General features: G+C 68.0%; 19 protein-coding genes. 6 read left to right on the forward strand and 13 right to left on the reverse strand.

Annotated features, from left to right (window positions below; translation table 11 throughout):
• Positions 1-10: 10 nt before the first annotated feature.
• Together ACSHSS_RS02435 and ACSHSS_RS02440 are read right to left on the reverse strand one after the other, a co-directional pair.
• Complete coding sequence (locus ACSHSS_RS02435; protein WP_006406473.1) at positions 11-1,117, reverse strand: S-(hydroxymethyl)glutathione dehydrogenase/class III alcohol dehydrogenase; 1,107 nt, start codon at positions 1,115-1,117, stop codon at positions 11-13.
• A 209-nt stretch (positions 1,118-1,326) separates the two neighbouring features.
• Positions 1,327-2,763 carry a xylulokinase gene (locus tag ACSHSS_RS02440; protein WP_445544533.1) on the reverse strand — a complete coding sequence of 479 codons (1,437 nt, stop codon included), beginning with the start codon at positions 2,761-2,763 and terminating at the stop codon, positions 1,327-1,329.
• Between the two features lie 422 nt (positions 2,764-3,185).
• On the opposite strand from ACSHSS_RS02440, the gene ACSHSS_RS02445 reads away from it, so the two are divergent.
• Positions 3,186-4,562: a nucleobase:cation symporter-2 family protein gene (locus ACSHSS_RS02445; protein WP_006398432.1), complete on the forward strand. Its 1,377-nt coding sequence runs from the start codon at positions 3,186-3,188 to the stop codon at positions 4,560-4,562.
• Between the two features lie 83 nt (positions 4,563-4,645).
• Here ACSHSS_RS02445 and ACSHSS_RS02450 read toward each other — a convergent pair whose 3' ends face one another.
• The 4 genes from ACSHSS_RS02450 to ACSHSS_RS02465 all read right to left on the reverse strand — a co-directional run bounded on the left by ACSHSS_RS02450 (position 4,646) and on the right by ACSHSS_RS02465 (position 11,776).
• Positions 4,646-5,284, reverse strand: a complete 639-nt coding sequence (locus ACSHSS_RS02450; RefSeq protein ID WP_445544534.1) for an IS1595 family transposase — start codon at positions 5,282-5,284, stop codon at positions 4,646-4,648.
• Between the two features lie 457 nt (positions 5,285-5,741).
• Positions 5,742-7,265: an efflux transporter outer membrane subunit gene (locus ACSHSS_RS02455; RefSeq protein WP_012212800.1), complete on the reverse strand. Its 1,524-nt coding sequence runs from the start codon at positions 7,263-7,265 to the stop codon at positions 5,742-5,744.
• On the reverse strand, positions 7,265-10,465 hold the full coding sequence (gene bpeB / locus ACSHSS_RS02460; RefSeq protein ID WP_006414803.1) for an efflux RND transporter permease BpeB: 3,201 nt from the start codon (positions 10,463-10,465) through the stop codon (positions 7,265-7,267). Before bpeB ends, ACSHSS_RS02455 begins: the two co-directional genes overlap by 1 nt.
• Before the next feature lie 15 nt (positions 10,466-10,480).
• Complete coding sequence (locus tag ACSHSS_RS02465; RefSeq protein ID WP_445544535.1) at positions 10,481-11,776, reverse strand: efflux RND transporter periplasmic adaptor subunit; 1,296 nt, start codon at positions 11,774-11,776, stop codon at positions 10,481-10,483.
• A 399-nt stretch (positions 11,777-12,175) separates the two neighbouring features.
• Here ACSHSS_RS02465 and ACSHSS_RS02470 point away from each other — a divergent pair, with 399 nt between their 5' ends.
• Positions 12,176-12,814 (forward strand): TetR family transcriptional regulator, encoded by a 639-nt coding sequence (locus ACSHSS_RS02470; RefSeq protein WP_006398425.1) that lies wholly within the window; start codon positions 12,176-12,178, stop codon positions 12,812-12,814.
• Between the two features lie 214 nt (positions 12,815-13,028).
• Positions 13,029-14,021: a helix-turn-helix domain-containing protein gene (locus ACSHSS_RS02475; protein WP_445544536.1), complete on the forward strand. Its 993-nt coding sequence runs from the start codon at positions 13,029-13,031 to the stop codon at positions 14,019-14,021.
• A gap of 36 nt (positions 14,022-14,057) precedes the next feature.
• On the opposite strand, the gene ACSHSS_RS02480 is transcribed toward ACSHSS_RS02475, so the two are convergent.
• The 6 genes from ACSHSS_RS02480 to ACSHSS_RS02505 all read right to left on the reverse strand — a co-directional run bounded on the left by ACSHSS_RS02480 (position 14,058) and on the right by ACSHSS_RS02505 (position 19,420).
• The gene (locus ACSHSS_RS02480) at positions 14,058-14,765 is read right to left on the reverse strand and encodes a CoxG family protein (protein WP_006411440.1); all 708 of its coding nucleotides are present in this window, start codon (positions 14,763-14,765) and stop codon (positions 14,058-14,060) included.
• A gap of 28 nt (positions 14,766-14,793) precedes the next feature.
• Positions 14,794-15,153, reverse strand: coding sequence for a DUF427 domain-containing protein (locus ACSHSS_RS02485; protein ID WP_006398422.1), 360 nt, complete (start codon positions 15,151-15,153; stop codon positions 14,794-14,796).
• A 127-nt stretch (positions 15,154-15,280) separates the two neighbouring features.
• Complete coding sequence (locus ACSHSS_RS02490) at positions 15,281-15,721, reverse strand: carboxypeptidase-like regulatory domain-containing protein (RefSeq protein WP_006398420.1); 441 nt, start codon at positions 15,719-15,721, stop codon at positions 15,281-15,283.
• A 103-nt stretch (positions 15,722-15,824) separates the two neighbouring features.
• On the reverse strand, positions 15,825-17,309 hold the full coding sequence (locus ACSHSS_RS02495; protein WP_006398419.1) for a DegQ family serine endoprotease: 1,485 nt from the start codon (positions 17,307-17,309) through the stop codon (positions 15,825-15,827).
• Positions 17,310-17,407: 98 nt separating this feature from the next.
• Complete coding sequence (locus ACSHSS_RS02500; protein WP_006398418.1) at positions 17,408-18,754, reverse strand: ATP-binding protein; 1,347 nt, start codon at positions 18,752-18,754, stop codon at positions 17,408-17,410.
• 3 nt (positions 18,755-18,757) lie between these two features.
• The gene (locus ACSHSS_RS02505; protein ID WP_006398417.1) at positions 18,758-19,420 is read right to left on the reverse strand and encodes a response regulator; all 663 of its coding nucleotides are present in this window, start codon (positions 19,418-19,420) and stop codon (positions 18,758-18,760) included.
• 174 nt (positions 19,421-19,594) lie between these two features.
• Between ACSHSS_RS02505 and dacB the strand changes: the two genes are divergently transcribed.
• The 3 genes from dacB (at position 19,595) to ACSHSS_RS02520 (ending at position 23,461) form a co-directional block, all read left to right on the forward strand.
• Entirely contained in the window at positions 19,595-21,127 is a 1,533-nt protein-coding gene (gene dacB, locus ACSHSS_RS02510; protein WP_445544537.1) for a D-alanyl-D-alanine carboxypeptidase/D-alanyl-D-alanine endopeptidase, read from the forward strand.
• A 204-nt stretch (positions 21,128-21,331) separates the two neighbouring features.
• A complete protein-coding gene (locus tag ACSHSS_RS02515) occupies positions 21,332-22,246 on the forward strand; it encodes a sterol desaturase family protein (RefSeq protein WP_059781535.1) in 915 nt (304 codons plus the stop codon).
• Between the two features lie 87 nt (positions 22,247-22,333).
• Positions 22,334-23,461, forward strand: a complete 1,128-nt coding sequence (locus ACSHSS_RS02520; protein ID WP_006398414.1) for an SGNH/GDSL hydrolase family protein — start codon at positions 22,334-22,336, stop codon at positions 23,459-23,461.
• 119 nt (positions 23,462-23,580) lie between these two features.
• On the opposite strand, the gene ACSHSS_RS02525 is transcribed toward ACSHSS_RS02520, so the two are convergent.
• Positions 23,581-24,609 carry an L-threonylcarbamoyladenylate synthase gene (locus ACSHSS_RS02525; protein ID WP_445544538.1) on the reverse strand — a complete coding sequence of 343 codons (1,029 nt, stop codon included), beginning with the start codon at positions 24,607-24,609 and terminating at the stop codon, positions 23,581-23,583.
• Positions 24,610-24,617 lie beyond the last annotated feature (8 nt).

A 24,617-nucleotide genomic window follows, 5' to 3' on the forward strand; every position in this document is an offset into this window, starting at 1 on the left:
GCTCCGTCGGTCAGTACAGCACGACCGAGCGGATCGACTCGCCCTTCTTCATCAGGTCGAAGCCTTCGTTGATCCGCTCGAGCGGCAGCGTGTGCGTGATCAGGTCGTCGATGTTGATCTTGCCTTCCATGTACCAGTCGACGATCTTTGGCACGTCGGTGCGGCCGCGCGCGCCGCCGAACGCGGAGCCCTTCCATTCGCGGCCCGTGACGAGCTGGAACGGACGCGTGCTGATTTCCTCGCCGGCCGCGGCCACGCCGATGATGAACGACTGGCCCCAGCCCTTGTGCGTGCACTCGAGCGCCTGGCGCATCAGCTTCACGTTGCCGACGCATTCGAACGAGTAGTCGGCGCCGCCGTCGGTCAGCTGCACGATGTGGTCGACGACGTTCTCGACTTCGTTCGGGTTGATGAAGTGCGTCATGCCGAACTTCTTCGCGAGTTCGACGCGCTTCGGATTGATGTCGACGCCGATGATCTTGTCCGCGCCGACCATCTTCGCACCCTGGATCACGTTCAGGCCGATCCCGCCGAGACCGAACACGACGACGTTCGCGCCGGCCTCGACCTTCGCCGAGTACACGACCGCGCCGACGCCCGTCGTCACGCCGCAGCCGATGTAGCAGATCTTGTCGAACGGCGCGTCCTCGCGCACCTTCGCGACCGCGATCTCGGGCACGACGATGTAGTTCGAGAACGTCGAGGTGCCCATGTAGTGGAACAGCGGCTTGCCGTCGAGCGAGAAGCGCGAGGTCGCGTCGGGCATCAGCCCCTTGCCCTGCGTCGCGCGGATCTTCTGGCAGAGGTTGGTCTTGCGCGACAGGCAGAACTTGCACTCGCGGCATTCGGGCGTGTAGAGCGGAATCACGTGATCGCCCTTGCGCACCGTGCCGACACCCGGACCGACGTCGACGACGACGCCCGCGCCTTCATGGCCGAGGATCGCCGGGAAGATGCCTTCCGGATCGGCGCCCGACAGCGTGTAGTAGTCGGTGTGGCAGATGCCCGTCGCCTTCACCTCGATCAGCACCTCGCCCGCACGCGGGCCTTCGAGATCGACTTCCTCGATCGTCAGCGGCGCGCCCGCCTTCCATGCAATCGCTGCTTTCGTCTTCATCGTGTGACTCCTTGTTGAATGTCGGTCCGGCGCGGCGCGCCGCCGCGTCGACTCCGGTTCCATTCCGCGCCGCGCAGCATCGCGCGCCGGCCTGCGGAAAAATCGGGTGCTCGCCATGATCGCGCGTCGCGGCGCGCCGTGCGTGCGCTAATCAGTCGCCGGCTTGCCACGATGCGTCATCGGTGGCGCAAAACGACAAGTGCCCGAGTTTAAACGCCCGTCGCGAACCACGCATCGGTGCGCGTGTACAGATCGACGAAGCGCGCGTGCCGCGTGGCCAGTGCGCGATCGTCGCGCGGCACGGCGACCGGCGACGCGGCCGGTGCGAGCGCGGGCAATGCCGATTCGTTCCAGTGGCCGATCGCGAGGCCCGCGAGCAGCGCGGCGCCGCGCGTCGCCGCATTCGGACATTCGAGCGCGTCGAGCGACGCACCGAGCGCATCGGCCAGCAGCTGTCGCCAGCGCGGATCGACAGAGCCGCCGCCCGCGACGCGCAACGACGCGACGGGATCGTCACGGTTCGCATCGCGAATCGCGTCGAGCCCTGCACGCAGCGCGAACGCGACGCCTTCGAATGCGGCACGCATCATCGCGCCGCGCGTGTCGCCGAGCGCGAGGCCGAGCCAGCCGCCGCGCGCATCGGGATTCATCCACGGCGAGCGCTCGCCGGTCAGATACGGCAGGAAGCAGAGCCGCTCGGACGGCGGCTGCGTGAACGCGTCGTCGTAGGCGGCGGCCCAGTCCGGATAGCCGAGCCAGCCGCGCACCGCTTCGAGCGCGAGGCCGACGTTCTGCATCGCCGCCATCGTGTAATAGGCGCCGCCCGCCGCTGCACGATAGCGATGCAGCCCGCGCCGCGCAGGCGGCAACGCGTCGGCGAGCACGACGATCTGGCCGCCGCTGCCCGTCGTCAGCAGCGCGTCGCCGGACGCGACGAGCCCGCTGCCGAGCGCCGCGCACGCGGTATCGCCGGCGCCGGTCGCGAGCGGCACGCCGGCCGGCAGGCCGAGCGCGGCAGCGGCTCGCGCGCCGAGTGCGCCGCAGCGCGCGGCGGACGCGCGTACGGGCGCGAAGCGGTCGGCCGGCAACGCGAGCGCATCGATCCGCGCGCGATCCCACGCGCCGTCGGGCGACGCGAGCGCCGTCGCGCACGCATCGCTCGGATCGGCCGCGACCTCGCCGCCGAGCGCGACGCGCAGCCAGTCCTTCGGCTGCACGGCCCAGCGCGCGGCACGCAATGTGTCGGGCTCATGTGCGGCGAGCCAGCACAGCAGCGGGCCGGCCATTCCAGGCGCGACCGGATTCGGCGCGCCCGGCCAGCACGCCGCCTCCGCTTCGCGCGCCGCGCGCGTGTCGGGCCACAGCAGCGCCGGCCGCACCGGACGCGCGGCCGCGTCCATCAGCACGACGCCGTGCATCTGGCCCGACAGGCCGATCGCCACGACCTGCGCGCGTTCGTCGGCCGGCAAGCGCGCGGCCGCGCGCACGAGCGCGTCCCACCACGTCGCGGGCGCGATCTCGGCCCAGCCCGGTCGCGGCGACGACAACGGATACGGTTCGCTCGCGACCGCGCGCTCGATGCCCTCGGCATCGATCGTGACGAGTTTGACGGAGCCGGTGCCGAGGTCGATGCCGAGCAGACGCATGACGGGATCAGGATTCGAATGAACGGATGTCGATGATAGCGGGATCGTGATGCGCGTCCGGATTTCCGCGATGCGCGCCGCGTGCGCGGCGGGGCGCAGCAGCCGGTTGCACCGCGCGGCAAAACGGCGGTTCGCGGGTTAACCCGATGCGCTTTTCGCGCAGGCGATTTCGGGACTATGCGGATCGCGCGATACACATCATAAGGTCGCGGATATTTGACATGGGGGCCGCCCAATTTTGGACGGCTATAAAACCGTAGAACCTCACTCCAGCGGCGTTTCCCCATGATCGACACCTCGTCTCATGCCGAATTGGCATATCGAACCAGCAAAGAACGGAATAGAACCCAGTGCTCTTGTGACACCGGTGCATTCCGCATAACTTCGTATCACCCCGAAAACAAGATCATGGAGTGAGACAGATGCAATCGAACACGGTCCATCCGTGCGATGAGGTGTTGCCGACCGGCAAGCTTGTAACACTCGGCCTGCAGCACGTCCTCGTCATGTACGCCGGCGCCGTCGCCGTGCCGCTTATCGTCGGCGGCGCGCTGAAGCTGCCGAAAGACCAGATCGCGTTCCTGATCAGCGCCGATCTGTTTTCGTGCGGCATCGCCACGCTGATCCAGACGCTCGGCCTGTGGATCTTCGGCATCCGCCTGCCCGTGATCATGGGCTGCACGTTCGCGGCCGTCGGCCCGATGATCGCGATCGGCACGAACCCCGGCCTCGGCATTCTCGACATCTTCGGCTCGACGATCGCGGCCGGCATCATCGGCATCGTGCTCGCGCCGATGATCGGCAAGCTGCTGCGGTTCTTCCCGCCCGTCGTCGTCGGCACCGTGATCTCGGTGATCGGGCTGTCGCTGATGGAAGTCGGGATCAACTGGGCGGCAGGCGGCGTCGGCAACCCCGAATACGGCAGCCCCGTCTACCTCGGCCTGTCGCTGCTCGTGCTCACGCTGATCCTGCTGATCAACAAGTACGGCCGCGGCTTCGTCGCCAACATCTCGGTGCTGCTCGGGATCGTCGCGGGCTTCGTGATCGCGTTCGCACTCGGCCGCGTGAACACCGACGGCGTATCGGTCGCGCCGTGGGTCGGCTTCGTGATGCCGTTCCACTTCGGCTGGCCGCACTTCGATCCGCTGTCGATCGCGACGATGGTCACGGTGATGTTCGTCACGTTCATCGAATCGACGGGGATGTTCCTCGCGGTCGGCGATATGGTCGAGCGCCCGGTCGATCAGGATCGTCTCGTGCGCGGGCTACGCGTGGACGGCCTCGGCACGCTGATCGGCGGCATCTTCAACTCGTTCCCGCATACGTCGTTCTCGCAGAACGTCGGCCTGATCGGCGTGACGGGCGTGAAAAGCCGCTTCGTGTGCGCGACCGGCGGCGTGATCCTCGTGCTGCTCGGCCTGTTCCCGAAGATGGCGCAGGTCGTCGCCTCGGTGCCGCCGTTCGTGCTCGGCGGGGCCGGCATCGTGATGTTCGGGATGGTCGCCGCCAACGGCATCAAGGTGCTGTCGAAGGTCGACTTCGTGAAGAACCACCACAACCTGTTCATCGTCGCGGTCAGCATCGGCATGGGCCTCGTGCCCGTCGTGTCGCCGCACTTCTTCTCGAAGCTGCCGCCGGCGCTCGCCCCGATCCTGCATAGCGGCATCCTGCTCGCGTCCGCGTCGGCCGTGATCCTGAATCTCGTGTTCAACGGCGTGAAAGGTGAGAAGGACGCGAAATGCGAAATCCGCCGCGCCGGCCACGACTTCGACGGACAGGCCGTCGACGCGCATCACTGAGCGAACGCATGCGCCGCGACGCGGCGCCGCGATCGACGCAAATGCCACGGGTCGAACCGTGGCGTTTTTTTTATTGGTAATTCCTACCCAGACCGGACCAAAATGGATTTGATTTCAAGGGTGGGAGTTGCCTTCAGAAGCTTGCACAGCAAGGGTCTGAGGTCGTCGTCCCGATGGTTGAAACGGTAGCAAACTTCAGCCAGGTAAAGATGAAAGAATTTTTGGGGCACGCCGCGGTACGGATAGAGCCAATTCTTGGCGTAGCTCCAGAAGCCTTCGATACCGTTGATGTGATCGCGCCCGACCGGTTTGCCTTTCTCTTTGCGCACGATCACATGGTCGCCGCGTAGCCTAAGGGTGGCGTACGCCTGCCATGCATCGGTGTAGTACAGCGAGCCTTCTCGCGTATGTGCCTGGATCTGCTCCATGATCGCTACCTGGTCATGCGTTGCGATCGGGGCGGCTTTGACTTCGCCATTGCGTTTGACGATGCCGAAGACGACGACTTTACCCGCTGCACCCCAACCACGTTTGCCGTGGCGAGCCCCGCCAAACGTGGTTTCGTCGCATTCCAGCGCCCCGCCAAACGGCTCGCGCAGTTGCTCTTGCTGAGCCATGCATGCACGAATCAAACGATAGAAGCGCTCGCGTGATTTGGCGCTGATCGAGGTATCAAACCGCTGCCGATAAACCGGCACGCCCAGCACGAACAACTCCAGCAAGCGCGTCTTCTGCCGACTGCTCAGGCGCACCGAATCCCAGACCGACGTCCAACTGAATTTCTTGCCACAGCTACGGCACTTGTACCGTCCATCGGACAATTCATAGGGCCTGCTCGTCGCGCATTCAGGACAGCGTTTCATCGTCGGACCAGCATAACTCCGGTCCGGTCTGGGTAGGAATTACCTTTTTATTTTGAGTGCTGTGAAGATCGGGCGTCGGCGTGCGGTCGTGCGATTGCTCCAGCGCGCGGGCGCGGCACCGGGCACACGGACGCGCGCGTCGACGAGTGCGAGCATGACTTGCGCATTAGCATCACGCACGCGCCGCATAAAAAAAACGCCACGAACTCACGTCCGTGGCGTTTCCATCGACTACCGGCGCGGCGATCCGCAATCGCGACCCGGCAGCGTCTCGTCGAAGCGAAGCGAGCGACGCGCGCGCCGCCCGCTCTTACGCTTACCCGTTCGTCGCCGCAGCCGACGCCGACGCAGGCGCCGAGGCCTTGTCGTAGTCGACCGTCTGATCGGGCGCGCGCGGCGTCTCGCCGGCCCGCTCGATCCAGCCGCCGCCGAGCGCACGGTACAGATCGACGAGGTTCGTCCAGCGCGCGAGCCGCGCGTTGATCAGCGCCTGCTGCGCGGTGTACAGATCGGTCTGCGCGGTCAGCACGGACAGATAGCTGTCGACACCGTTCTTGTAGCGCAGGTCCGACAGATCGAAGCGGCGCTGCTGCGCATGCGTGTTGCGCTCGAGCGCGGCGATCTGCTGATCGTACGTGCCGCGCGCGGCCAGACCGTCGGCCACTTCGCGGAACGCGCTCTGGATCGCCTTCTCGTAGTTCGCGATCTCGATGCGCTTCTGCACGTTCGCGAGGTTCAGGTTCGCAATGTTCTGCCCGCCTTCGAAGATCGGCATCGTGATCTGCGGCGCGAACGACCACGCCGCAGTGCCGGCCTTGAACAGCCCGCCGAGCGTCGGGCTCGCGGTGCCGAACGCGCCCGTCAGCGAGATGCGCGGGAAGAATGCCGCGCGCGCCGCGCCGATGTTCGCATTCGCGGCGAGCAGCGTCTGCTCGGCCTGCATGATGTCCGGACGGCGCGTCAGCAGATCCGACGGCAGCCCGGCCGGCACGTCGGCGAGCAGGTTCTGCGCATCGAGCGGCAGCCCCGGCGGCAGATCGTCCGGCAGCGGCTCGCCGATCAGCAGCACCAGTGCGTTGAGCGCCTGCGCACGAGCGCGCGCCTGCGCCTGCTGGTTCGCGAGCGCCTGCTCGACGACCGTCTGCGCCTGACGCAGCTCGAGCTCGGAGCCCGTGCCGTTGTCGAACTGCAGCTTCGTCAGGTCGTACGAGGCCTGCGCCGTCTTCAGCGTGTCTTCCGTGACCTTCAGCAGATCGTCGGTCGACAGCAGCGTCAGATACTGATCCGCGACCTGCGACACGAGCGAGATCTCGGCAGCCTGCCGCGCATACGCGGTCGACAGATACTGCGCGAGCGCCTGGTCCTTCAGGCTCTGCACGCGGCCGAACAGATCGAGCTCCCACGACGCCGACAAGCCGACGTTGTAGACGCGCGAGATATACGGCGCACCCGTCTGCGACACGCCCTGCGGCACGCGCTGGATATTGCCGGTGCCCGTGCCGTCGAGCGTCGGGAACAGGCCCGCGCGCGTGATCTGATACTGCGCGCGCGCCGCCTCGATGTTCAGCACCGACACGCGCAGGTCGCGGTTGTTCTTCAGCGCGATCTCGATCAGCCGCTGCAGGCGCGGATCGACGAAGAATTCGCGCCAGCCGATGGCGGTCGCCGCCTGGCCGTTCGCGCTGCGCGCGCCGGCAGCGCCCGGCTGCGTCGCATAGACGCCGCCGGACGGAAACGCCTGCGCGACGGGCGCGTCGGGCCGCGTGTAGTGCGGCGCCAACGTGCAGCCTGCGGCAAGGAGCGCGACCGCGATTGCAGTCAAAGCGTGTTTTTGCATCATCACTGTCCCTTGTTGCCTTCGTCGCCGTTGCCCGGCTTCTCTTCGTGGTGCGAGTGCTCCTGAGCCAGGCGCAGCGCCTCGTCGACGTCTTCCTTCTCGCCGCTGAAGATCGCACGGATCTTCACGAAGAACATCGGGATCATGAAGATCGCGAGGAACGTCGCGGTGATCATCCCGCCGATCACGCCCGTACCGATCGCGTGCTGGCTCGCCGAACCGGCGCCGTTGCTGATCGCGAGCGGCAGCACGCCGAGAATGAACGCGAGCGACGTCATCAGGATCGGACGCAGCCGCAGACGCGCCGCTTCGAGCGCGGCCTCGATCGGCCCCATCTTCTCCGTCATCTGCAGTTCGCGCGCGAACTCGACGATCAGAATCGCGTTCTTCGCGGACAGACCGACCGTCGTCAGCAGGCCGACCTGGAAGAACACGTCGTTTTCCAGACCGCGCAGCGTCGCGGCGAGCAGCGCGCCGATCACGCCGAGCGGCACGACCATGATCACCGAGAACGGAATCGACCAGCTCTCATACAGCGCTGCCAGACACAGGAACACGACGAGGATCGAGATCGCATACAGGATCGGCGCCTGCGAGCCCGACTGGATTTCCTGGAACGACAGACCCGTCCACGAGTAGCCGATGCCGGTCGGCAGCTTCGTCGCGAGCGCTTCCATCGCAGCCATCGCCTGACCGGTCGACTTGCCCGGTGCGGCCTGGCCTTGGATTTCCATCGCCGAGATACCGTTGTAACGCTCGAGCTTCGGCGAACCGTACGTCCAGTGGCCGGTCGCGAACGCGCCGAACGGCACCATCCCGCCCGAGCCGTTGCGCACGTACCAGATGTTCAGGTCTTCCGGCGTCATCCGGAACGGCGCGTCGGACTGCACGTACACCTTCTTGATCCGGCCGTCGGTGTCGAGGAAGTTGTTCACGTACTTCGACGCCCACGCGATCGAGAAGGTCTGGTCGATCGCATCCGCCGTCACGCCGAGCGCGTTCGCCTTCTCGCGATCGATGTCGACCTTGTACTGCGGCGTATCGTTCAGGCCGTTCGGACGCACGCCCTGCAGCGTCGGATCCTTCGCGGCCATGCCGAGCAGCTGGTTGCGCGCGGCCATCAGCGCGTCGTGGCCGAGACCGGCGTTGTCCGTCAGCTCGAAGTCGAAGCCGGCGGCCGTGCCGAGTTCCGGAATCGACGGCGGGTTGAACGGAATGACGATCGCGTCCTTGTAGCCCGAGTAGCGGCCGAACATCCGGCCGATCAGCGCCTGCACCTTCTGGTCCGCGTGCTGACGCTGCGCGTAGTCCTTCAGGCGCACGAACACGAGACCGGAGTTCTGGCCGCGGCCCGCGAAGCTGAAGCCGTTCACCGTAAACGCCGATTCGACGATGTCCTTCTCGTCCTTCAGCAGATAGTCGGTGATGTTCGCGAGCGTCTTCGCCGTGGTTTCCTGCGTCGAGCCGGACGGCGTCTGCACGATCACGAACATCAGGCCCTGGTCTTCATCGGGCAGGAACGACTTCGGCAGCCGCACGAACAGCAGGCCGACCGCGACGATCACGACCAGATAGATGATCAGCCAGCGGCCCGAACGCTTGATCACGTGGTGCACGCCGACGTGGTACTTGTCGCGGCTCGCGTTGAAGGTGCGGTTGAACCAGCCGAAGAAGCCCTTCTTCTCTTCGTGATGGCCTTGCGGGATCGGCTTGAGGATCGTCGCGCACAGCGCCGGCGTGAGAATCAACGCGACGAGCACGGACAGCACCATCGCGGACACGATCGTCAGCGAGAACTGCCGGTAGATCGCGCCGACCGAACCGCCGGAGAACGCGACCGGCACGAACACGGCCGACAGCACGAGCGCGACGCCGACGAGTGCGCCGGTGATCTGGCCCATCGCCTTGCGTGTCGCCTCCTTCGGCCCGAGCCCCTCTTCCGCCATCACGCGCTCGACGTTCTCGACCACGACGATCGCATCGTCGACGAGCAGACCGATCGCGAGCACGAGGCCGAACATCGACAGCGTGTTGATCGAGAAGCCGACGAGCGACATGATCGCGAACGTACCGAGCAGCACGACCGGCACCGCGATCGTCGGGATGATCGTCGCCCGCAGGTTCTGCAGAAACAGATACATCACGAGGAACACGAGCACGATACCTTCGAGCAGCGTCTTGACCACTTCCTCGATCGACAGCTTCACGAACGGCGTCGTGTCGTACGGATACTTGACGACGAGCCCGTGCGGGAAGTACTTCGACAGCTCGTCGACCTTCGCACGCACGGCCTTCGCGGTCGCGAGCGCGTTCGCGTTCGTGGCGAGCTGGATGCCGAGCGCCGCGGACGGCTGGCCGTTGTACTTCGTGTCGAAGTTGTAGTTTTCGGCGCCGAGGCCGATCTGCGCGACGTCCTTCAGACGCACCTGCGAGCCGTCCTGGTTCACCTTCAGCAGGATGTTGCCGAACTCGGCCGGCGTGCGCAGCAGCGTCGCCTCGGTGATCGTCGCCTGCAGCAGCGTGCCGGGCTTCGCGGGCGTGCCGCCGATCTGGCCGCCGGCGACCTGCACGTTCTGCGCGCTGATCGCGTTCGTCACGTCGATCGGCGTGAGCCCGTAGTTCGTCAGCTTGACCGGGTCGAGCCACACGCGCATCGCGTACTGCGAGCCGAACAGCGTGACGGTACCGACGCCGTTCAGACGGCTGATCGGATCCTGCACGTGCGACGCGACGTAGTTCGCGAGGTCGTAGCGGTTCATGCTGCCGTCTTCGGAGTTGAACGCCAGCACGAGCAGGAAGCTGCTGCTCGACTTCGTCACCTTCAGACCGAGCTGCTGAACCACCTGCGGCAGAATCGGCGTCGCGAGCGACAGCTTGTTCTGCACCTGGACCTGCGCGATGTCCGGGTTGGTGCCCGGCGCGAAGGTCAGCGTGATCGTCGCGGTGCCCGAGTCGTCACTGGTCGACGACATGTACAGGAAGTTGTCGAGCCCGCTCATCTGCTGCTCGATCACCTGCGTCACCGTGTCTTCCACCGTCTTCGCGGACGCACCCGGATAGTTCGCGCTGATCTGGATCGACGGCGGCGCGATGGTCGGGTACTGCGCGATCGGCAGCGTGAAGATCGCCGCAACCCCGGCCAGCATCAGGATGATGGCGATCACCCACGCGAAGATCGGGCGATCGATAAAAAACTTTGCCATGAAACAGGCTCCCTGTTATTGCGCGCCCGAAGCGGCGGCGGACGACCCCGCGGCGGCGCTAGCCGGCGCGCCCGACGCGCCGGCACTCGATGCTGCGGCGGCCGATGCTGCGGCGGCCGAAGCCGGTGCGGCGGCGGCCGGCGCGGCGGCACCCGACGCGCCGTTCGGCGCCGACGCGAGCTGCGCCGGAACGGCCTTCACGGTCGCGCCCGGACGCACCTTGTCGACACCCTGCACGATCACGCGATCGCCGGGCTGCAGCCCGCTTTCGACGACCCAGTTCTGACCTTCGATGCGCGTCGCGGCGAGCGTGCGCGGCTCGACCTTGTTGTTCGCGTTGACGACCATCGCGACCGCCTGGCCCTTCTGGTCGTGCGTGACGCCGATCTGCGGCACCAGGTACGCGTTGTCGTTCACGCCTTCCTCGATACGCGCGCGCACGAACATCCCCGGCAGCAGGACCTTGCCCGGGTTCGGGAACACCGCGCGGATCGTGACCGAGCCGGTCGTCTGGTCGACCGTCACGTCGGAGAACTGCAGCTTGCCGGGCTGCGAATAGGTGCGGCCGTCCTCGAGGATCAGCGACACCTTCGCGGCACCGGGGCCGGTCGTCTTCAGACGGCCGCTCTGCACGTCCTGACGCAGCTTCAGCCCCTCGAGGCTCGACTGCGTGAGGTCGACGTACACCGGGTCCAGCTGCTGCACGGTCGACATCAGCGTCGCCTGGCTTGCCTGCACGTACGCGCCCGGCGTCACCTGCGAGATGCCGACGCGGCCGGTGATCGGCGACACGACGTCCGTGTAGCCGAGGTTGATCTGCGCGGTCTCGACCGACGCCTTGCCGGCCGCGACGTCGGCGGCGGCCTGCCCTTGCGCGGCCACCGCGTTGTCGTAGTCCTGCTTGCTGACCGCGTTCGCGGCCACCAGCACCTTGTAGCGCGCGACGAGCGCGTTCTGCGTGGCGAGGTTCGCCTGCGCCTTCGCGAGCGTCGCCTTCGCGCTGTTCAGCGCGGCGATATACGGTGCCGGGTCGATCTTGTAGAGGCGCTGACCGGCCTTGACGTCGCTGCCTTCGGTGAATTCACGGCGCAGCACGATGCCGTCGACCCGTGCGCGGACCTGCGCGACGAGGAACGCGCTGGTGCGGCCAGGCAGTTCGGTGAAGACCGGTACGGCCTGCGGCTGGACCGTGACGACGCCGACTTCCGGCGTTTGCGGCGGCGGTGCCGATTCTTTTTTCCCGCACGCGGCCAGGAAAACGGCGGCCGTCGCGACAGTGAGTAAGCGGTATGGAACCCGTTCGACGCGCATGGAGCGACCTCTGTGTATAACCAATGGAATGAGTGCGGCGCCCGACCCCGGAGCACGGCACGGATGCGCCTCGCGGCGCAGATCGAACACCTGAATTACTGGACTGCTGGATACAACAAGCGGCACGAAACCTCCGTGCCGGCAAGGCGCCGCAAACTGCGGACTGGTACTTTGGCGGGAATCAGCAGAGTGGGATATTAACTGATTGCCACTTTGGTCATTCGATCGTAGGGTGGTATTGTATATACATTCATGGATGTATGTAAAAAGACAGTCCGCGCCGTGCCAAGCGCGAAGTCTTACGAATTGTTACCAGTCGCAAGCATAGCCCGTTCGGGCGCGCGCGACGAGGGGCCCGGCCCCGGTTTATCACTCATCGAATCAGATTCAGGCCTGCACATGGTCAGACGCACCAAGGAGGAGGCACTCGAGACGCGCAACCGCATTCTCGATGCCGCCGAGCACGTGTTCTTCGAGAAGGGCGTATCGCACACGTCGCTGGCGGACATTGCGCAGCACGCGGGCGTGACGCGCGGTGCGATCTACTGGCACTTCGCGAACAAGAGCGACCTGTTCGACGCGATGTTCGACCGCGTGCTGCTGCCGATCGACGAGTTAAAGCGGATGCCGGCGGACGCGCCGGGCAGCAATCCGCTCGAGAAGGTGCGCAAGATCCTGATCTGGTGCCTGCTCGGCGTGCAGCGCGATTCGCAGCTGCGCCGCGTGTTCAGCATCCTGTTCATGAAGTGCGAGTACGTGGCCGACATGGAGCCGCTGCTGTTGCGCAACCGCGCGGGGATGAGCGAGGCGCTGCACGCGATCGACGCCGATCTCGCGATGGCCGTGCGGCTCGAGCTGCTGCCCGAGCGGCTCGACACGTGGCGCGCGACGCTGATGCTGCATACGCTCGTCAGCGGCTTCGTGCGCGACATGCTGATGCTGCCGGACGAGATCGATGCGGAAAAGCATGCGGAGAAGCTGGTCGACGGCTGCTTCGACATGCTGCGCTGCAGCCCGGCGATGCTGAAGGACGACTGAGGGCGAGGCGGGTAGTCAGTCGTGCGGCCGGCTGGTCTCGGTTTCGGCTTCGGCTTCGGCTTCGGTTTCGGCTTCTGCTTCGACTTCGGCCTCGCCTTCGCCTTCGGCATCAGCTTCAGTCCCGGCCTGGCTTGCCGCCCCGACACCCGCTACCACCCATGGCCCGATTCGCGTTCTTCGCTAGAATCGGGCCATCGTCATTCCGGAGCCCCGCATGACCACCGCTTCGTCGCCCGCCGCGACCGTCGTCGCCGTCGTCGCCTACGACGGCATCAGCCCGTTTCATCTGTCGGTGCCGTCGGTCGTGTTCGGCAAGGAGCGCGATGCGGCCGACTCGCCCGCCTTCGAATTCCGCGTGTGTTCGGCCGATCGCGGCCCGCTCGCGACGACGGGCGGCTTCACGATCGTCGCACCCTACACGCTCGACGGGCTGCTCGACGCGGACATCGTGATCGTGCCAAGCTGGCGCGACGAGGACGAAACGCCGCCCGACGAACTGCTCGAAGCCGTTCGCGCGGCCGCCGCACGCGGTGCCCAGCTGGTCGGCCTCTGCCTCGGCGCGTATGTGCTGGCCGCGGCCGGCCTGCTCGACGGCCGCCCGGCGACCACGCACTGGGCGTGGGCCGACGATTTCGCGCGACGCTTTCCGCGCGTGAAGCTCGATCCCGACGTGCTCTACGTCGACGACGGCAACCTGATGACCTCGGCCGGCACGGCCGCGGGCCTCGACTGCTGCCTGCACGTCGTGCGGCGCCGCTTCGGCTCCGACGCCGCGAACCGGATCGCGCGCCGTCTCGTGATTCCGCCGCACCGCCAGGGCGGCCAGGCGCAGTACGTGCCGCAGCCGGTCGCCGCGCATCCGCGCGATACGCGCCTTGCCGCGCTGCTCGACTGGGTCCGCGCGAACCTCGACGCCGCGCATAGCGTCGATTCGCTCGCGGCGCGCGTGCTGATGAGCCGGCGCACGTTCACGCGCCACTTCCGGCAGGCGACCGGCACGACCGTCACTGCATGGCTGCAGGCCGAGCGCCTCGCGCGCGCGCAGCATCTGCTCGAAACCACCGGTCAGTCGATCGACGCCATCGCGCAGGCGGCCGGATACGGCTCGAGCGTGTCGCTGCGTCAGCATTTCGCCGGTGCGCTCGGCACGTCGCCGTCCGCGTATCGGAAACAGTTTCGCGGCACCGGCAGCGACGCGCGGCCGTGACGGCGAGCGCGTCGCCGGCAGGCTGCGCGAGTGCGATCAGCCGCCGTTGAACCAGCGCGCGACGTAGAGCAGCAGCGCGACGAACACGATCATCGCGACCCACGCCCACAGCGGCACCGGCCCGGCATGGCGATGATGAAGCGCGCCGGCAGCGCGGCCGCCCGACGCGCCGGCCAGATGCGGCGACGCGGGGCGCTTCGCGGCGGCCGTCAGTGCGGCCGGACGCAGGAACACGTGCGGGCGGCGTGGCGCGGCCGCGCGCGCGCGATTCGGCGCGAGCCCGTGCTTCGCCTGCACGATCGCGCAGAATTCGCGGAAGAAGTCGTCGATGCAGTCGCGCAACGCGTTCTCGATCTGCCGCGCCGGCAGTTCGGCGAGCGGGCCCGTCGCGGTCGCCCAGACGAGGTACTCGATGCGGGTCGCGTTCCCGGCGTCGTCCGGCGTCAGCACGACGTCGATCTGGCCGCGCAGCACGCCGAGGCCCTCCGCGCGCGCATGGAAACCGAGCATCCGGCGCGGCCGCCCTTCCGCGTCGCCGTGCTCGGCCGCGACGTGCACGCGCACCTCGTAGCGCGCGCGCAGCGTGCCGTGCGGCACCGTGATCGTCAGCGCGAATTCGTCGCGCGCCAGCTTCACGAACGATTCGCAATGGTCGACGCTCGCGCGCAGCAGCGCGACGTCCTCGAGCGCGTCGCGCACGACGGCCGGCGCAAGCGCAACGCATAACGTGTCGTTCAGTTCCATAACGCCTCCGCGATCGGCGCGCGACGCTTCACGACGTTTCGACGAGACTGTCGATCCGCGCGACGTCGAACGCGACGTACTGCGCGAGCGCGAGCGCCGCCGCCGCCGGCGACTCGTAGCTCCATGCGGCGTCCTCGATCACGCCGTCTTCCGTTTGCAGATTGAAGTAGACGGCCGCGCCCTTCACCGGACACGTCGCCGTCGTGGCCGAGCGCACGAGCCGGCTCATGTTGACGTCGCCGCGCGGCAGATAGTGGACGTCCGGCTGCCCGGCTTCGCGCACGGTCAGTGCGCCGTGCGAGTCCGCGTACGTGATGCCGCGATGGATCACGCGCACGCGATGGCGGTTCAGCACGATTTCGAGGCGAGGGGCGGCGGCATCGGACATCGTTTCTCCTTCGGGCGAAGCGGCGCGCGGCCCGCGCGCAGGAAACGAAAAAGCCACGGCGCGAACGCCGTGGCTTTCATTATGGGCGAAACTTCGTGCGATTGCGCGATCGGGGCTGCGGCCCGCGTTACTGCGCGCTCCACTGGAACGCGGCCTTCGCGCCGCCTTTTGCGCCGACCGTGACCGCCCGCGTTTCGTCGCTGCCCTGATACGACGCGTGCACCGTGTAGCGTCCGGGCGGCAGCTTCACGAGCATGTAGGGCCCGCGCGCGTCGGTCTTCAGCACCTCGGTGCCCTTGCCGTCGACGATCCGCACGTGGACGTCGGCCAGATATTCGCCGCCCTTGCCCGTGAAGCGCAGCGCGAGCGGCCACGCCGATTCGTTGCGCTCGAACGCCGTCGACTGATCCTTGCCGATGCCGCCCGACACGAAGCTGATGTCGCCTTGCTGGGTCGCTTCGGGCAGGCCGTCCGACGACTGCGCGTACGCGCCGGTCGCGGCGGCTGCGAGGCCGGCGCTCAGCGCGACGGCGACGGCAATTCGGGACACGTTGCGTAGATATTGCATGGCTCTCTCCTTTGGGTCGGAACACATATGGGGGCCGCGGCGATGCGCGGACGTCGGCGGCGCCCGCCGCGGCCGGCCGACCCGGCCCGCGGCGCGCGCACGGTCAGCTCAGGTCGACCGGCACGAAGATTTGTGCATTATCGCGCTGGATCAACAGAGCAAGACTGTTGCCCGCGCTCTTGACCGCTTCGCGCAGCTGCTCGGGGCTCGTGACGGGGCGACCGTTCACGGCCAGGATCACGTCGCCCGGCTGAATGCCGGCGCTCGCGGCCGGGCCGCCGGCCTGCTGGACGATCAGCCCGTGCGACAGGTTGTCGGCGCTGCGTTCCTGCGGCGTCAGCGGCCGCACCGCAACGCCGAGGCGCCCCTGCTCGACCGGGCCGCCGTCGTTCGACGCGAGCTTCGCGTCGGTCATCGCGCCGAGCGTGACGGTGACGGACTGCTTCGCCTTGTCGCGCCAGATCTGCAGGTCGGCCTTCGAGCCCGGCTTGAGGTTCGCGATCTGCGACGGCAGCGTCGTCGAATCGACGACCGGCGTGCCGTTGACCGACAGGATCACGTCGCCCGGCTGCAGGCCGGCCTTCGCGGCCGGGCCGTTCGGATCGACCGAGCTGACGAGCGCACCGTCCGGCTTCGCGAGCCCGAACGAGCTCGCGAGCGTCTGGTTCAGCCCCTGCACCGCGACGCCGAGCCGGCCGCGGCTCACGTGCCCGGTCTTCACGAGCTCGTCCTTCACCTTGATCGCTTCGTTGATCGGAATCGCGAACGACAGGCCCTGGAAGCCGCCCGTCTGCGAATAGATCATCGAGTTGATCCCGATCACCTCGCCCTGCAGGTTGAACAGCGGGCCGCCCGAGTTGCCGGGGTTGACCGGCACGTCGGTCTGGATGAACGGCGTGTAGTTCTCGTCGGGCAGCGCGCGCGACTTCGCGCTGATGATGCCCGACGTGACCGTGTTGTCGAAGCCGTACGGCGAGCCGATCGCGACGACCCACTGGCCGACCTTGCTCTGCGCCGGATCGCCGATCTTCACGGTCGGCAGGCCGGTCGCGTCGATCTTCAGCACCGCGACGTCGGACTGCTTGTCGGAGCCGACGACCTTCGCCTTGTACTCGCGCTTGTCGGTCAGCTTCACCGTGACGACGTTCGCGCCGTCGATCACGTGCGCATTCGTGAGGATGTATCCGTCCGGGCTGATGATGAAACCCGACCCGAGGCTCGCGCTCGGCTGGTCGTCCGGCTGTGCGTCGCCGCCCATGCCCGGCACCTGTCCATAGAAGCGCTTGAAGAACTGGTAGAACGGATCGCTCGGGTCGATCGGCAGCTGCGGCTGCGGCACGCGCCGCGCGACCTGCTTCACGACGTGCTTCGCGCTGATGTTGACGACGGCCGGACCGTAAGTCTCGACCAGCCCGGAGAAATCGGGGATGCCGGTCTTCGCGGCGGCTTCGGCCGGCATCATCGCCGCCGCGTGCGCGGGCGCGATGATCTGCGGATCGGCGCGGCGCGTGCCGGCGACGTAGCCGGCGGACAGCGCGGCGGCCACTGCGACGACGACGGCGCTGCGCGCAAGGAATCGGGTGTTCATCGTAGGACCTCCTCTTTTGTTACGTCGCAGCGTAACGATGCTGACTTAAAGGAGGCTTAATCAGCCTTAAGCGCAACTTAAGCCGCCTGCCGCGCGCCTTACGCCGAAGCGGGCTGCGGCGGCGCCTGCGCGGGCATCTCGGCGTCGCGGAACACGACGCTGACGAGCAGGCCGCCCGCCGCCGCGTCGCCGAGCGACACGGTCGCGCCCTGCTGCGCGGCAACGCGCTTGACGATCGCGAGGCCGAGCCCGCTGCCCGACACGTCGGTGCGCGCGCGCGCCGAGCTGTCGCGATAGAAGCGGTCGAACACGCGCTCGCGCTCTTCGGCCGGAATGCCAGGGCCGCTGTCGCCGATCTGCACGCACGCGCGGCCGGCCGCGTCGCGCGTCAGCGAAACGTCGATGCGCCCGCCGTCGGGCGTGTACTTGACGGCGTTGTCGAGCAGGTTGCCGAACATCACGCGCAGCGCGCCGACGTCGGCGACGACGGTCGCCGCGCGCGTTTCCTCGAAGCCGAGGTCGATGTTGCGCCGCTGCGCGAGCGGTGCGTGCGCGGCCACGCATTCGGCGAGCAGCGTCTGCAGGTCGACCGGCTCGCGCACCGCGCCCGCGTCGGGTTCGGCGCGCGCGAGCGCGAGCAGCTGCTCGGCGAGCCGCGTCGCGCGCGTGACGCCGTGCTGGAGATCGTCGAGCGCCTCGCGGCGCGCGGCATCGTCCTTCGCGCGGGCGACGAGCTGCGCCTGGATCTGCACGGCCGCGAGCGGCGTGCGCAGCTCGTGCGCGGCATCGGCGACGAACGCCTTCTGCGTGTCGAGCGCGCCCGACAGCCGCGCGAGCAGCCCGTTCAGCGCGCGCACGAGCGGCTGCACCTCGAGCGGCAGCCGCGCGTCGGGCAGCGGATCGAGCGCCTCGGGCCGGCGCGTTTCGACCGCACGCGTCACGCGGCCGAGCGGCGCGAGCCCGCGGCCGACGATCATCCAGACGGCCGCGCCGAGAAACGGCAGCAATACGATCAGCGGCCAGAGCGTGCGCAGCGCGACGTTCGCCGCGAGGCGGTTGCGCACCGACAGCGGCTGCGCGAGCTGCACGACGTTGTCGCCGACGATCGCGCCGTACACGCGCCACTCGCCGCGATCGGTGCGCTCGGTCGAGAAGCCGAGCTCGGCGCGCGGCGCGATCGGCGCACGCGGATGCGAGAAGTACATCAGCACGCCGTTGCGATTCCAGATCTGGATCACGATGCCTTCGTCGCCGTTGGTGCGCGAGCCGAACACCTGCGAGAACGGCTCCGACGGCAGCGCCGCGGCGATTTCCTGGAGCTGGTAGTCGAACAGTTCGTTCGCCTCGGCCAGCGCCTGCCGGTAGATCAGCCAGCCCGCGACGCTCACGCCTGCGACGACGATCGCGAGCAGCCAGATCAGCAATTGATGACGAATCGACCTCACGCGTCAGCTTTCCTTGACGACCATGTAGCCGAGCCCGCGCACGTTGCGGATCAGGTCCGAACCGAGCTTCTTGCGCAGCGCGTGGATATAGACCTCGACCGTGTTGCTGCCGATTTCCTCGCCCCAGCCGTACATCTTCTCCTCGAGCTGGCTCTTCGACAGCACGGCGCCCGGCCGCGCGAGCAGCGCCTCGAGCAGCGCGAACTCGCGCGCGGACAGCGCGACCGGCGCGCCGTCGAGCGTCACCTGGTGCGATGCCGGATCGAGCGTCAGCGCGCCGTGGCGGATCAGCGACTCGCTGCGCCCGGCCTGCCTGCGGATCAGCGCGCGCATCCGCGCGCCGAGTTCGTCGAGATCGAACGGCTTGACGAGATAGTCGTCGGCGCCCGCGTCGAGGCCCTTCACGCGATCGGCGATCGCATCGCGCGCGGTGACGATCAGCACCGGCAGCGACAGCCCGCGCGCGCGCAGCGTGCGCAGCACGTCGATGCCGTCGCGCTTGGGCAGGCCGAGATCGAGCAGCAACAGGTCGTAGGACTCGCCGCCGAGCGCCGTCAGCGCCGACTCGCCGTCCTGCACCCAGTCGACCGCGAAGCCGTCCGAGCGCAGCGCCTTGCGCACGCCCTCGGCAATCATCCGGTCGTCTTCGACAAGCAGAATCCGCATCGGAATCGCATCCATGGGACGAGTGACAGATGCCGCCCATTGTAGCGCCGCGAATCCTGCGCGCGACCGCGCGCGACCTCCGCGATTTCGTCGTACTTGTCGCACTTGTCTCTACAATGTGCGCTTCGGCGCGCCGCGCGCCTTGCCCGAGCTCCCGCTTTTCCGTATTCGTCCATGCCGATTTCCGCTCTCTCCACCCGGTTCGCCCCGCGCGCACGCGTCTGCCTGCGCGCGGCCGCCGTCGTCGCCACCTGCACGGCGCTCGCGTTCGCGCCCGCCGCACACGCCCGCAAGAAACCCCACAAGGACGCGCGACGCGCGCCGGTCGTCTCGGCGGCCGCGCGCGACGCCGGCCTGCCGGCGTCCGTGCTCGTCGCACTGCAGCGCGCGAAGGTACCGGCGTCGGCGATGAGCGTCGTCGTCGAGCGCGTCGGCGATCCGCAGCCGCTGATCGCATGGAACGCGAACCGGCCGATGCTGCCCGCGTCGACGATGAAGCTCGTCACGACGTTCGCGGGCCTGTCGATCCTCGGCCCCGACTTCCGCTGGCGCACGACCGCGTATGCGGACGGCCCGGTCGATCCGGACGGCACGCTCCAGGGCAACCTCTACATCAAGGGCACCGGCGATCCGAAGCTCGTGCCCGAAGAGTTGATCGACCTCGTCGACAAGATCCGCAAGGCCGGCATCAAGCGCGTCGCGGGCGGCCTCGTGCTCGACAAGAGCTATTTCGCGGCATCGACGCGCGACCTGCCGTCGTTCGACGACGACGTGAGCGCGCCGTACAACGTCGGCCCCGACCCGTTGCTCTACGCGTTCAAAGCCATCTCGTTTACGGTCACGCCGGGCGAAGACGGCAAGGTCGCCGTCGACGTGCTGCCGCCGCTCGCGAACCTGTCGATCGACAACCAGCTGTACGAAGGCAGCGGCTCGTGCGCGAACGCGGCGGCCGCGGCGCGCCCGACGCTGAACGCCGACGGCGCGATGCTGACCGCGTCGTTCGCCGGCGACTACCCGCTGCGCTGCGGCGCGCGCACGACCAATCTCGCGATCCTCGATCACACGACGTTCTTCGCGCGCGGCTTTCTCGCGCTCTGGCAGCAGGACGGCGGCACGATCGCGGGGCCGGTCGCCGAAGGCAAGGTGCCGAGCGCCGCGCGGCCGATCGCCGTGCACCACGGCCCGGTGCTCGGCAGCGTCGTGTACGACATCAACAAGTTCAGCAACAACGTGATGGCGCGCAACCTGTTCCTGACGATCGGCGCGGTCGCCGGCAAGCCGCCCGCGACGCCCGAGCAGTCGAGCCGCGTGATCCGCGCGTTCCTGCAGAAGAACGGCATCGCGATGCCCGACCTCGTGCTCGACAACGGCTCGGGGCTGTCGCGCGACGAACACGTGAGCGCGCTGTCGCTCGCCGCGCTGCTGCAGGCCGCGAACGCGAGCCCGGTCGCGCAGGCGTTCGTCGACTCGCTGCCGATCGCCGGCATCGACGGCACGATGAAGAACCGCCTGACCAACGCCGGCGTGCTCGGCAACGCGCACATCAAGACCGGCACGCTGCGCGACGTTCGCGCGATCGCCGGCTACGTCGCGGGCGCGGACGGCCGGAGCTACGTCGTCGTCAGCTTCATCAACGACGATCATGCGGAAGCCGCACGCGCCGCGCACGACACGCTGCTCGAGTGGATCTACGCGGGCGCGCACTGACGCACGCGGCCGCGTCGAAACGGGGCCGCACCGCGCGCCCACGCCGGGCGCGGCTTCGGTGAAAACCCTATCCTCAGAGGGAACCCTCTACGCTGCCCTCTCGCCTAGCCGGTGGCGATTGCGTAGGCTGTTGGCCTGACCGATATCTACAACGGGCGACACGCCCGGCCTCACGGCTTGCAGGGGAAAGGAGGAGACACGCCCATGCGATTCGACGTCGAATGGCTTCTGCTCGCGCTGGCGCCCGTCTTCCTGCTCTGCATCGGCTGGGAGGCGTGGTACCTCGCCCGCACGCGTCCGCAGGACCACGTATACGCATGGCGCGACACGCTCTGCAATGCGGCGCTCGCGCTGATGCATCAGGGCGCCGACAAGCTCGCCTGGGTGTTCGTGATTCCCGTCTACGCGGTCTGCTACGACCGCTACCGCCTGTTCACCTGGCACGACGGCTGGCTGTCGTTCGCGGTGCTGTTCGTCGCGCAGGACTTCCTCTACTACGTGTTTCATCGCGCGAGCCATCGCGTGCGCTGGCTGTGGGCCGCGCACGTCGTGCATCACTCGTCCGAGCGGATGAACTTCTCGACCGCATTTCGCCAGAGCCTCATGTATCCGGTCGCCGGCATGTGGGTGTTCTGGCTGCCGCTCGCGCTGCTCGGCTTTCCGCCGCAGCAGATCGTCGGCATCGTGCTGATCAATCTCGCGTTCCAGTTCTTCGTGCACACGCAGGCGATCGGCAAGCTCGGCTGGCTCGAATACGTGTTCAACACGCCGTCAATCCATCGCGCGCACCATGCGCGCAACGCGCGCTACATCGACCGCAATTACGCGGGCGTGCTCGTGATCTGGGATCGCCTGTTCGGCAGCTATGTCGACGAGGCGCCCGACGATCCGCCGCAGTACGGCATCGTCGAGCGGCTCGAGTCGAACAACCCGCTCGTCGCGACCTTTCACGAATGGCGCGCGATGGCGGCCGACGCACTGCGCGTCGAGGGATGGCGCAACAAACTGCGCGCGATCGTCGGCCCGCCCGAGTGGGCAAGCGCTTATCATGCGCAGATCGGCGACACGGCCGATCGCGATCCGCGCCGCGCACCGCTTGCCGGCGTACACAACGAATAATCCATTTCAGCCAACGGCCGTCGCGCAGCCCGAACCTGAGCGGGCATGCGCAAACATGCAAGGCCATATCTACGAGGAGATCGATCGATGCAAACACAACGAAACCTTCCGTCGCGCACCCGGCACCGTTTGCTGCGCAGCGCGCAGGTCGCGATCGCCGGCGCGGCGCTCGCGCTGCTCGCCGCCTGCGGCGGCGGCGACGACAACGGCGGCAGCGCGTCGAACGCGCCGCCTTCCGGCGTGAAGATGCAGGTCGTGTCGTTCGGCGACAGCCTGTCCGACGTCGGCACCTACTCGCAGATCAAGCTCGGGTTCGGCGGCGGCCGCTTCACGACGAACCCCGGTCAGGTCTGGACGCAGAACGTCGCGCAGTACTACGGCGACACGCTGCAGCCGGCCAACCAGGGTGGCTTCGGCGTGCCGCTGCAGGCCACGGGCGGCCTCGGCTACGCGCAGGGCGGCTCGCGCGTCACGCAGCAGCCGGGCATCGGCCACGCCGCCGCGAGCGTGCCGAACGCCGACTACGCGCAGGCGACGACGACGCCGGTCGCCGCGCAGGTCCAGCAATACCTGCAGCAGCACGGCAGCTTCAACGCGAACCAGATCGTGCTGCTGAACGGCGGCGCGAACGACATCTTCTATCAGGTGGCCGCATTGCAGGCCGGCGCGATCACGCCGACGCAGCTGCAGCAGAACATCGGGCTCGCCGCGCAGCAGCTCGCGGGCCTCGTGCAGCAGATCGTCGCGGCCGGCGCGACGCACGTGTTCGTGTCGAACGTGCCCGACATCGGCGGCACGCCGCTCGCGCTCCAGGGCGGCACGCAGACGACGCTCACGCAGCTGTCGATGCTGTTCAACGGCACGCTCGCCGCGACGCTGCAGGCGCTGAAGGTCGACACGAGCAAGTACGTGCTGCTCGATACGTTCAAGTGGCAGGACGGCATCCTCGCGGCGTATCAGGCGAACGGCTTCACGGTGTCGAACACCGATACGGCCTGCAACCTGAAGGCGATGGTCGCCGCGGCGACGCAGTACGGCGTGGCGGATCCGAGCGCATTCGGCTCGTCGCTGTTCTGCTCGCCGCAGACGTACACGGCGCCGAACGCCGACCAGACGTACATGTTCGCGGACACCGTCCATCCGACGACGCGCCTGCACGCGCTGTTCGCGCAGTACGTCGAGCAGCAGATCGCGGCATCGGGCGTCGGCAAGTAAGCGGCGCGCGATCGGTACGCTTCAACGAAAAAACCGCCCGACCGGTTCGCCGGTCGGGCGGTTTTTCATTGCGACGGCGGCAGGGCCGACATGCGCGCACGGCACGCGGCCGGCGCGGTTCAATCGCTCGCTTCGAACGCCGCGGCCGCACGGCCGAGACGATCGTTGACCGCGATCCACTCGACCGTCTCAGGCAGCTTTTCGACGAGAATCCGCACGACCTGCGCGCGATCGAGCGCGCGCAGCATCCCGTACAGATCGCGCGCATAGGCTTGCGGATCTTCGGGCGCCGCGACGAAATGCACGCCGTCGGCCTGCGCCCAGCGCCCCGCGCGCGATGCGCGCGCGACCAGCGCGACGCGTTCCCCGTCGGCCTGCGCCGCCGCAAGCAGCGGCTCCAGCGCATCGAACGGCAGCAGCGCGAGCGGCGTGCGCGGCGCGTAGTGCGCCTTCAGCGTGCCCGACGCGCGCGGCGCAGTCGCGTCGCTGCCGTCCGGCAGCCGCGGCGCACGGCCGAGCACGTCGGCGATCTGCTGCGGCGTCACGTGGCCCGGGCGCAGCAGCGCCGGAAAGCCGCGCGACAGATCGAGAATCGTCGATTCGATCCCGACTTCCGATGCGCCGCCGTCGAGCACGTGCACCGTGTCGCCGAATTCGTCGCGCACGTGCTGCGCGGTCGTCGGGCTCACGTGGCCGAACCGGTTCGCGGACGGCGCAGCCACGCCGCCGTGACCGCCGCGCCGCGCGCTGAACGCGGCGAGCAGCGCCTGCGCGACCGGGTGCGACGGGCAGCGCAGCCCGACCGAGTCCTGGCCGCCGCTCACCGCGTCCGGAATGCGCGCATGGCGCTTCAGGATCAGCGTCAGCGGGCCCGGCCAGAATGCGTCGATCAGCTTCTGCGCATCGGCCGGCAGCGCGGCCGCCCAGTACGCGGGATCGCCGCCGGGCGGCAGATGCACGATCACCGGATGGTTCGCGGGCCGCCCCTTCGCCGCGTAGATGCGCGCGACGGCGTCGGGGCTCGCCGCATCGCCGCCGAGCCCGTAGACGGTTTCGGTCGGAAAAGCGACGAGCTGCCCCGCATCGAGCAGCGCGGCCGCCGCGTCGATCTGCGCGGGCGTCACGGACTTCGGGAGATCGGTGGACATCGGCCAGC

This window comes from Burkholderia sp. BC1, assembly GCF_052683555.1.

Bases quoted from the DNA above. Each gene is read 5' to 3' on its own strand.
- ACSHSS_RS02475 (WP_445544536.1), top strand. From the start codon at position 13,029: ATGACCACCGCTTCGTCGCCCGCCGCGACCGTCGTCGCCGTCGTCGCC.
- ACSHSS_RS02455 (WP_012212800.1), bottom strand. From the start codon at position 7,265: ATGATGCAAAAACACGCTTTGACTGCAATCGCGGTCGCGCTCCTTGCC.
- ACSHSS_RS02435 (WP_006406473.1), bottom strand. From the start codon at position 1,117: ATGAAGACGAAAGCAGCGATTGCATGGAAGGCGGGCGCGCCGCTGACG.
- ACSHSS_RS02495 (WP_006398419.1), bottom strand. From the start codon at position 17,309: ATGAACACCCGATTCCTTGCGCGCAGCGCCGTCGTCGTCGCAGTGGCC.
- ACSHSS_RS02445 (WP_006398432.1), top strand. From the start codon at position 3,186: ATGCAATCGAACACGGTCCATCCGTGCGATGAGGTGTTGCCGACCGGC.
- ACSHSS_RS02520 (WP_006398414.1), top strand. From the start codon at position 22,334: ATGCAAACACAACGAAACCTTCCGTCGCGCACCCGGCACCGTTTGCTG.
- dacB (WP_445544537.1), top strand. From the start codon at position 19,595: ATGCCGATTTCCGCTCTCTCCACCCGGTTCGCCCCGCGCGCACGCGTC.
- ACSHSS_RS02485 (WP_006398422.1), bottom strand. From the start codon at position 15,153: ATGTCCGATGCCGCCGCCCCTCGCCTCGAAATCGTGCTGAACCGCCAT.
- ACSHSS_RS02490 (WP_006398420.1), bottom strand. From the start codon at position 15,721: ATGCAATATCTACGCAACGTGTCCCGAATTGCCGTCGCCGTCGCGCTG.
- ACSHSS_RS02505 (WP_006398417.1), bottom strand. From the start codon at position 19,420: ATGCGGATTCTGCTTGTCGAAGACGACCGGATGATTGCCGAGGGCGTG.
- ACSHSS_RS02525 (WP_445544538.1), bottom strand. From the start codon at position 24,609: ATGTCCACCGATCTCCCGAAGTCCGTGACGCCCGCGCAGATCGACGCG.
- ACSHSS_RS02465 (WP_445544535.1), bottom strand. From the start codon at position 11,776: ATGCGCGTCGAACGGGTTCCATACCGCTTACTCACTGTCGCGACGGCC.
- ACSHSS_RS02515 (WP_059781535.1), top strand. From the start codon at position 21,332: ATGCGATTCGACGTCGAATGGCTTCTGCTCGCGCTGGCGCCCGTCTTC.
- ACSHSS_RS02470 (WP_006398425.1), top strand. From the start codon at position 12,176: ATGGTCAGACGCACCAAGGAGGAGGCACTCGAGACGCGCAACCGCATT.
- ACSHSS_RS02480 (WP_006411440.1), bottom strand. From the start codon at position 14,765: ATGGAACTGAACGACACGTTATGCGTTGCGCTTGCGCCGGCCGTCGTG.
- ACSHSS_RS02440 (WP_445544533.1), bottom strand. From the start codon at position 2,763: ATGCGTCTGCTCGGCATCGACCTCGGCACCGGCTCCGTCAAACTCGTC.
- bpeB (WP_006414803.1), bottom strand. From the start codon at position 10,465: ATGGCAAAGTTTTTTATCGATCGCCCGATCTTCGCGTGGGTGATCGCC.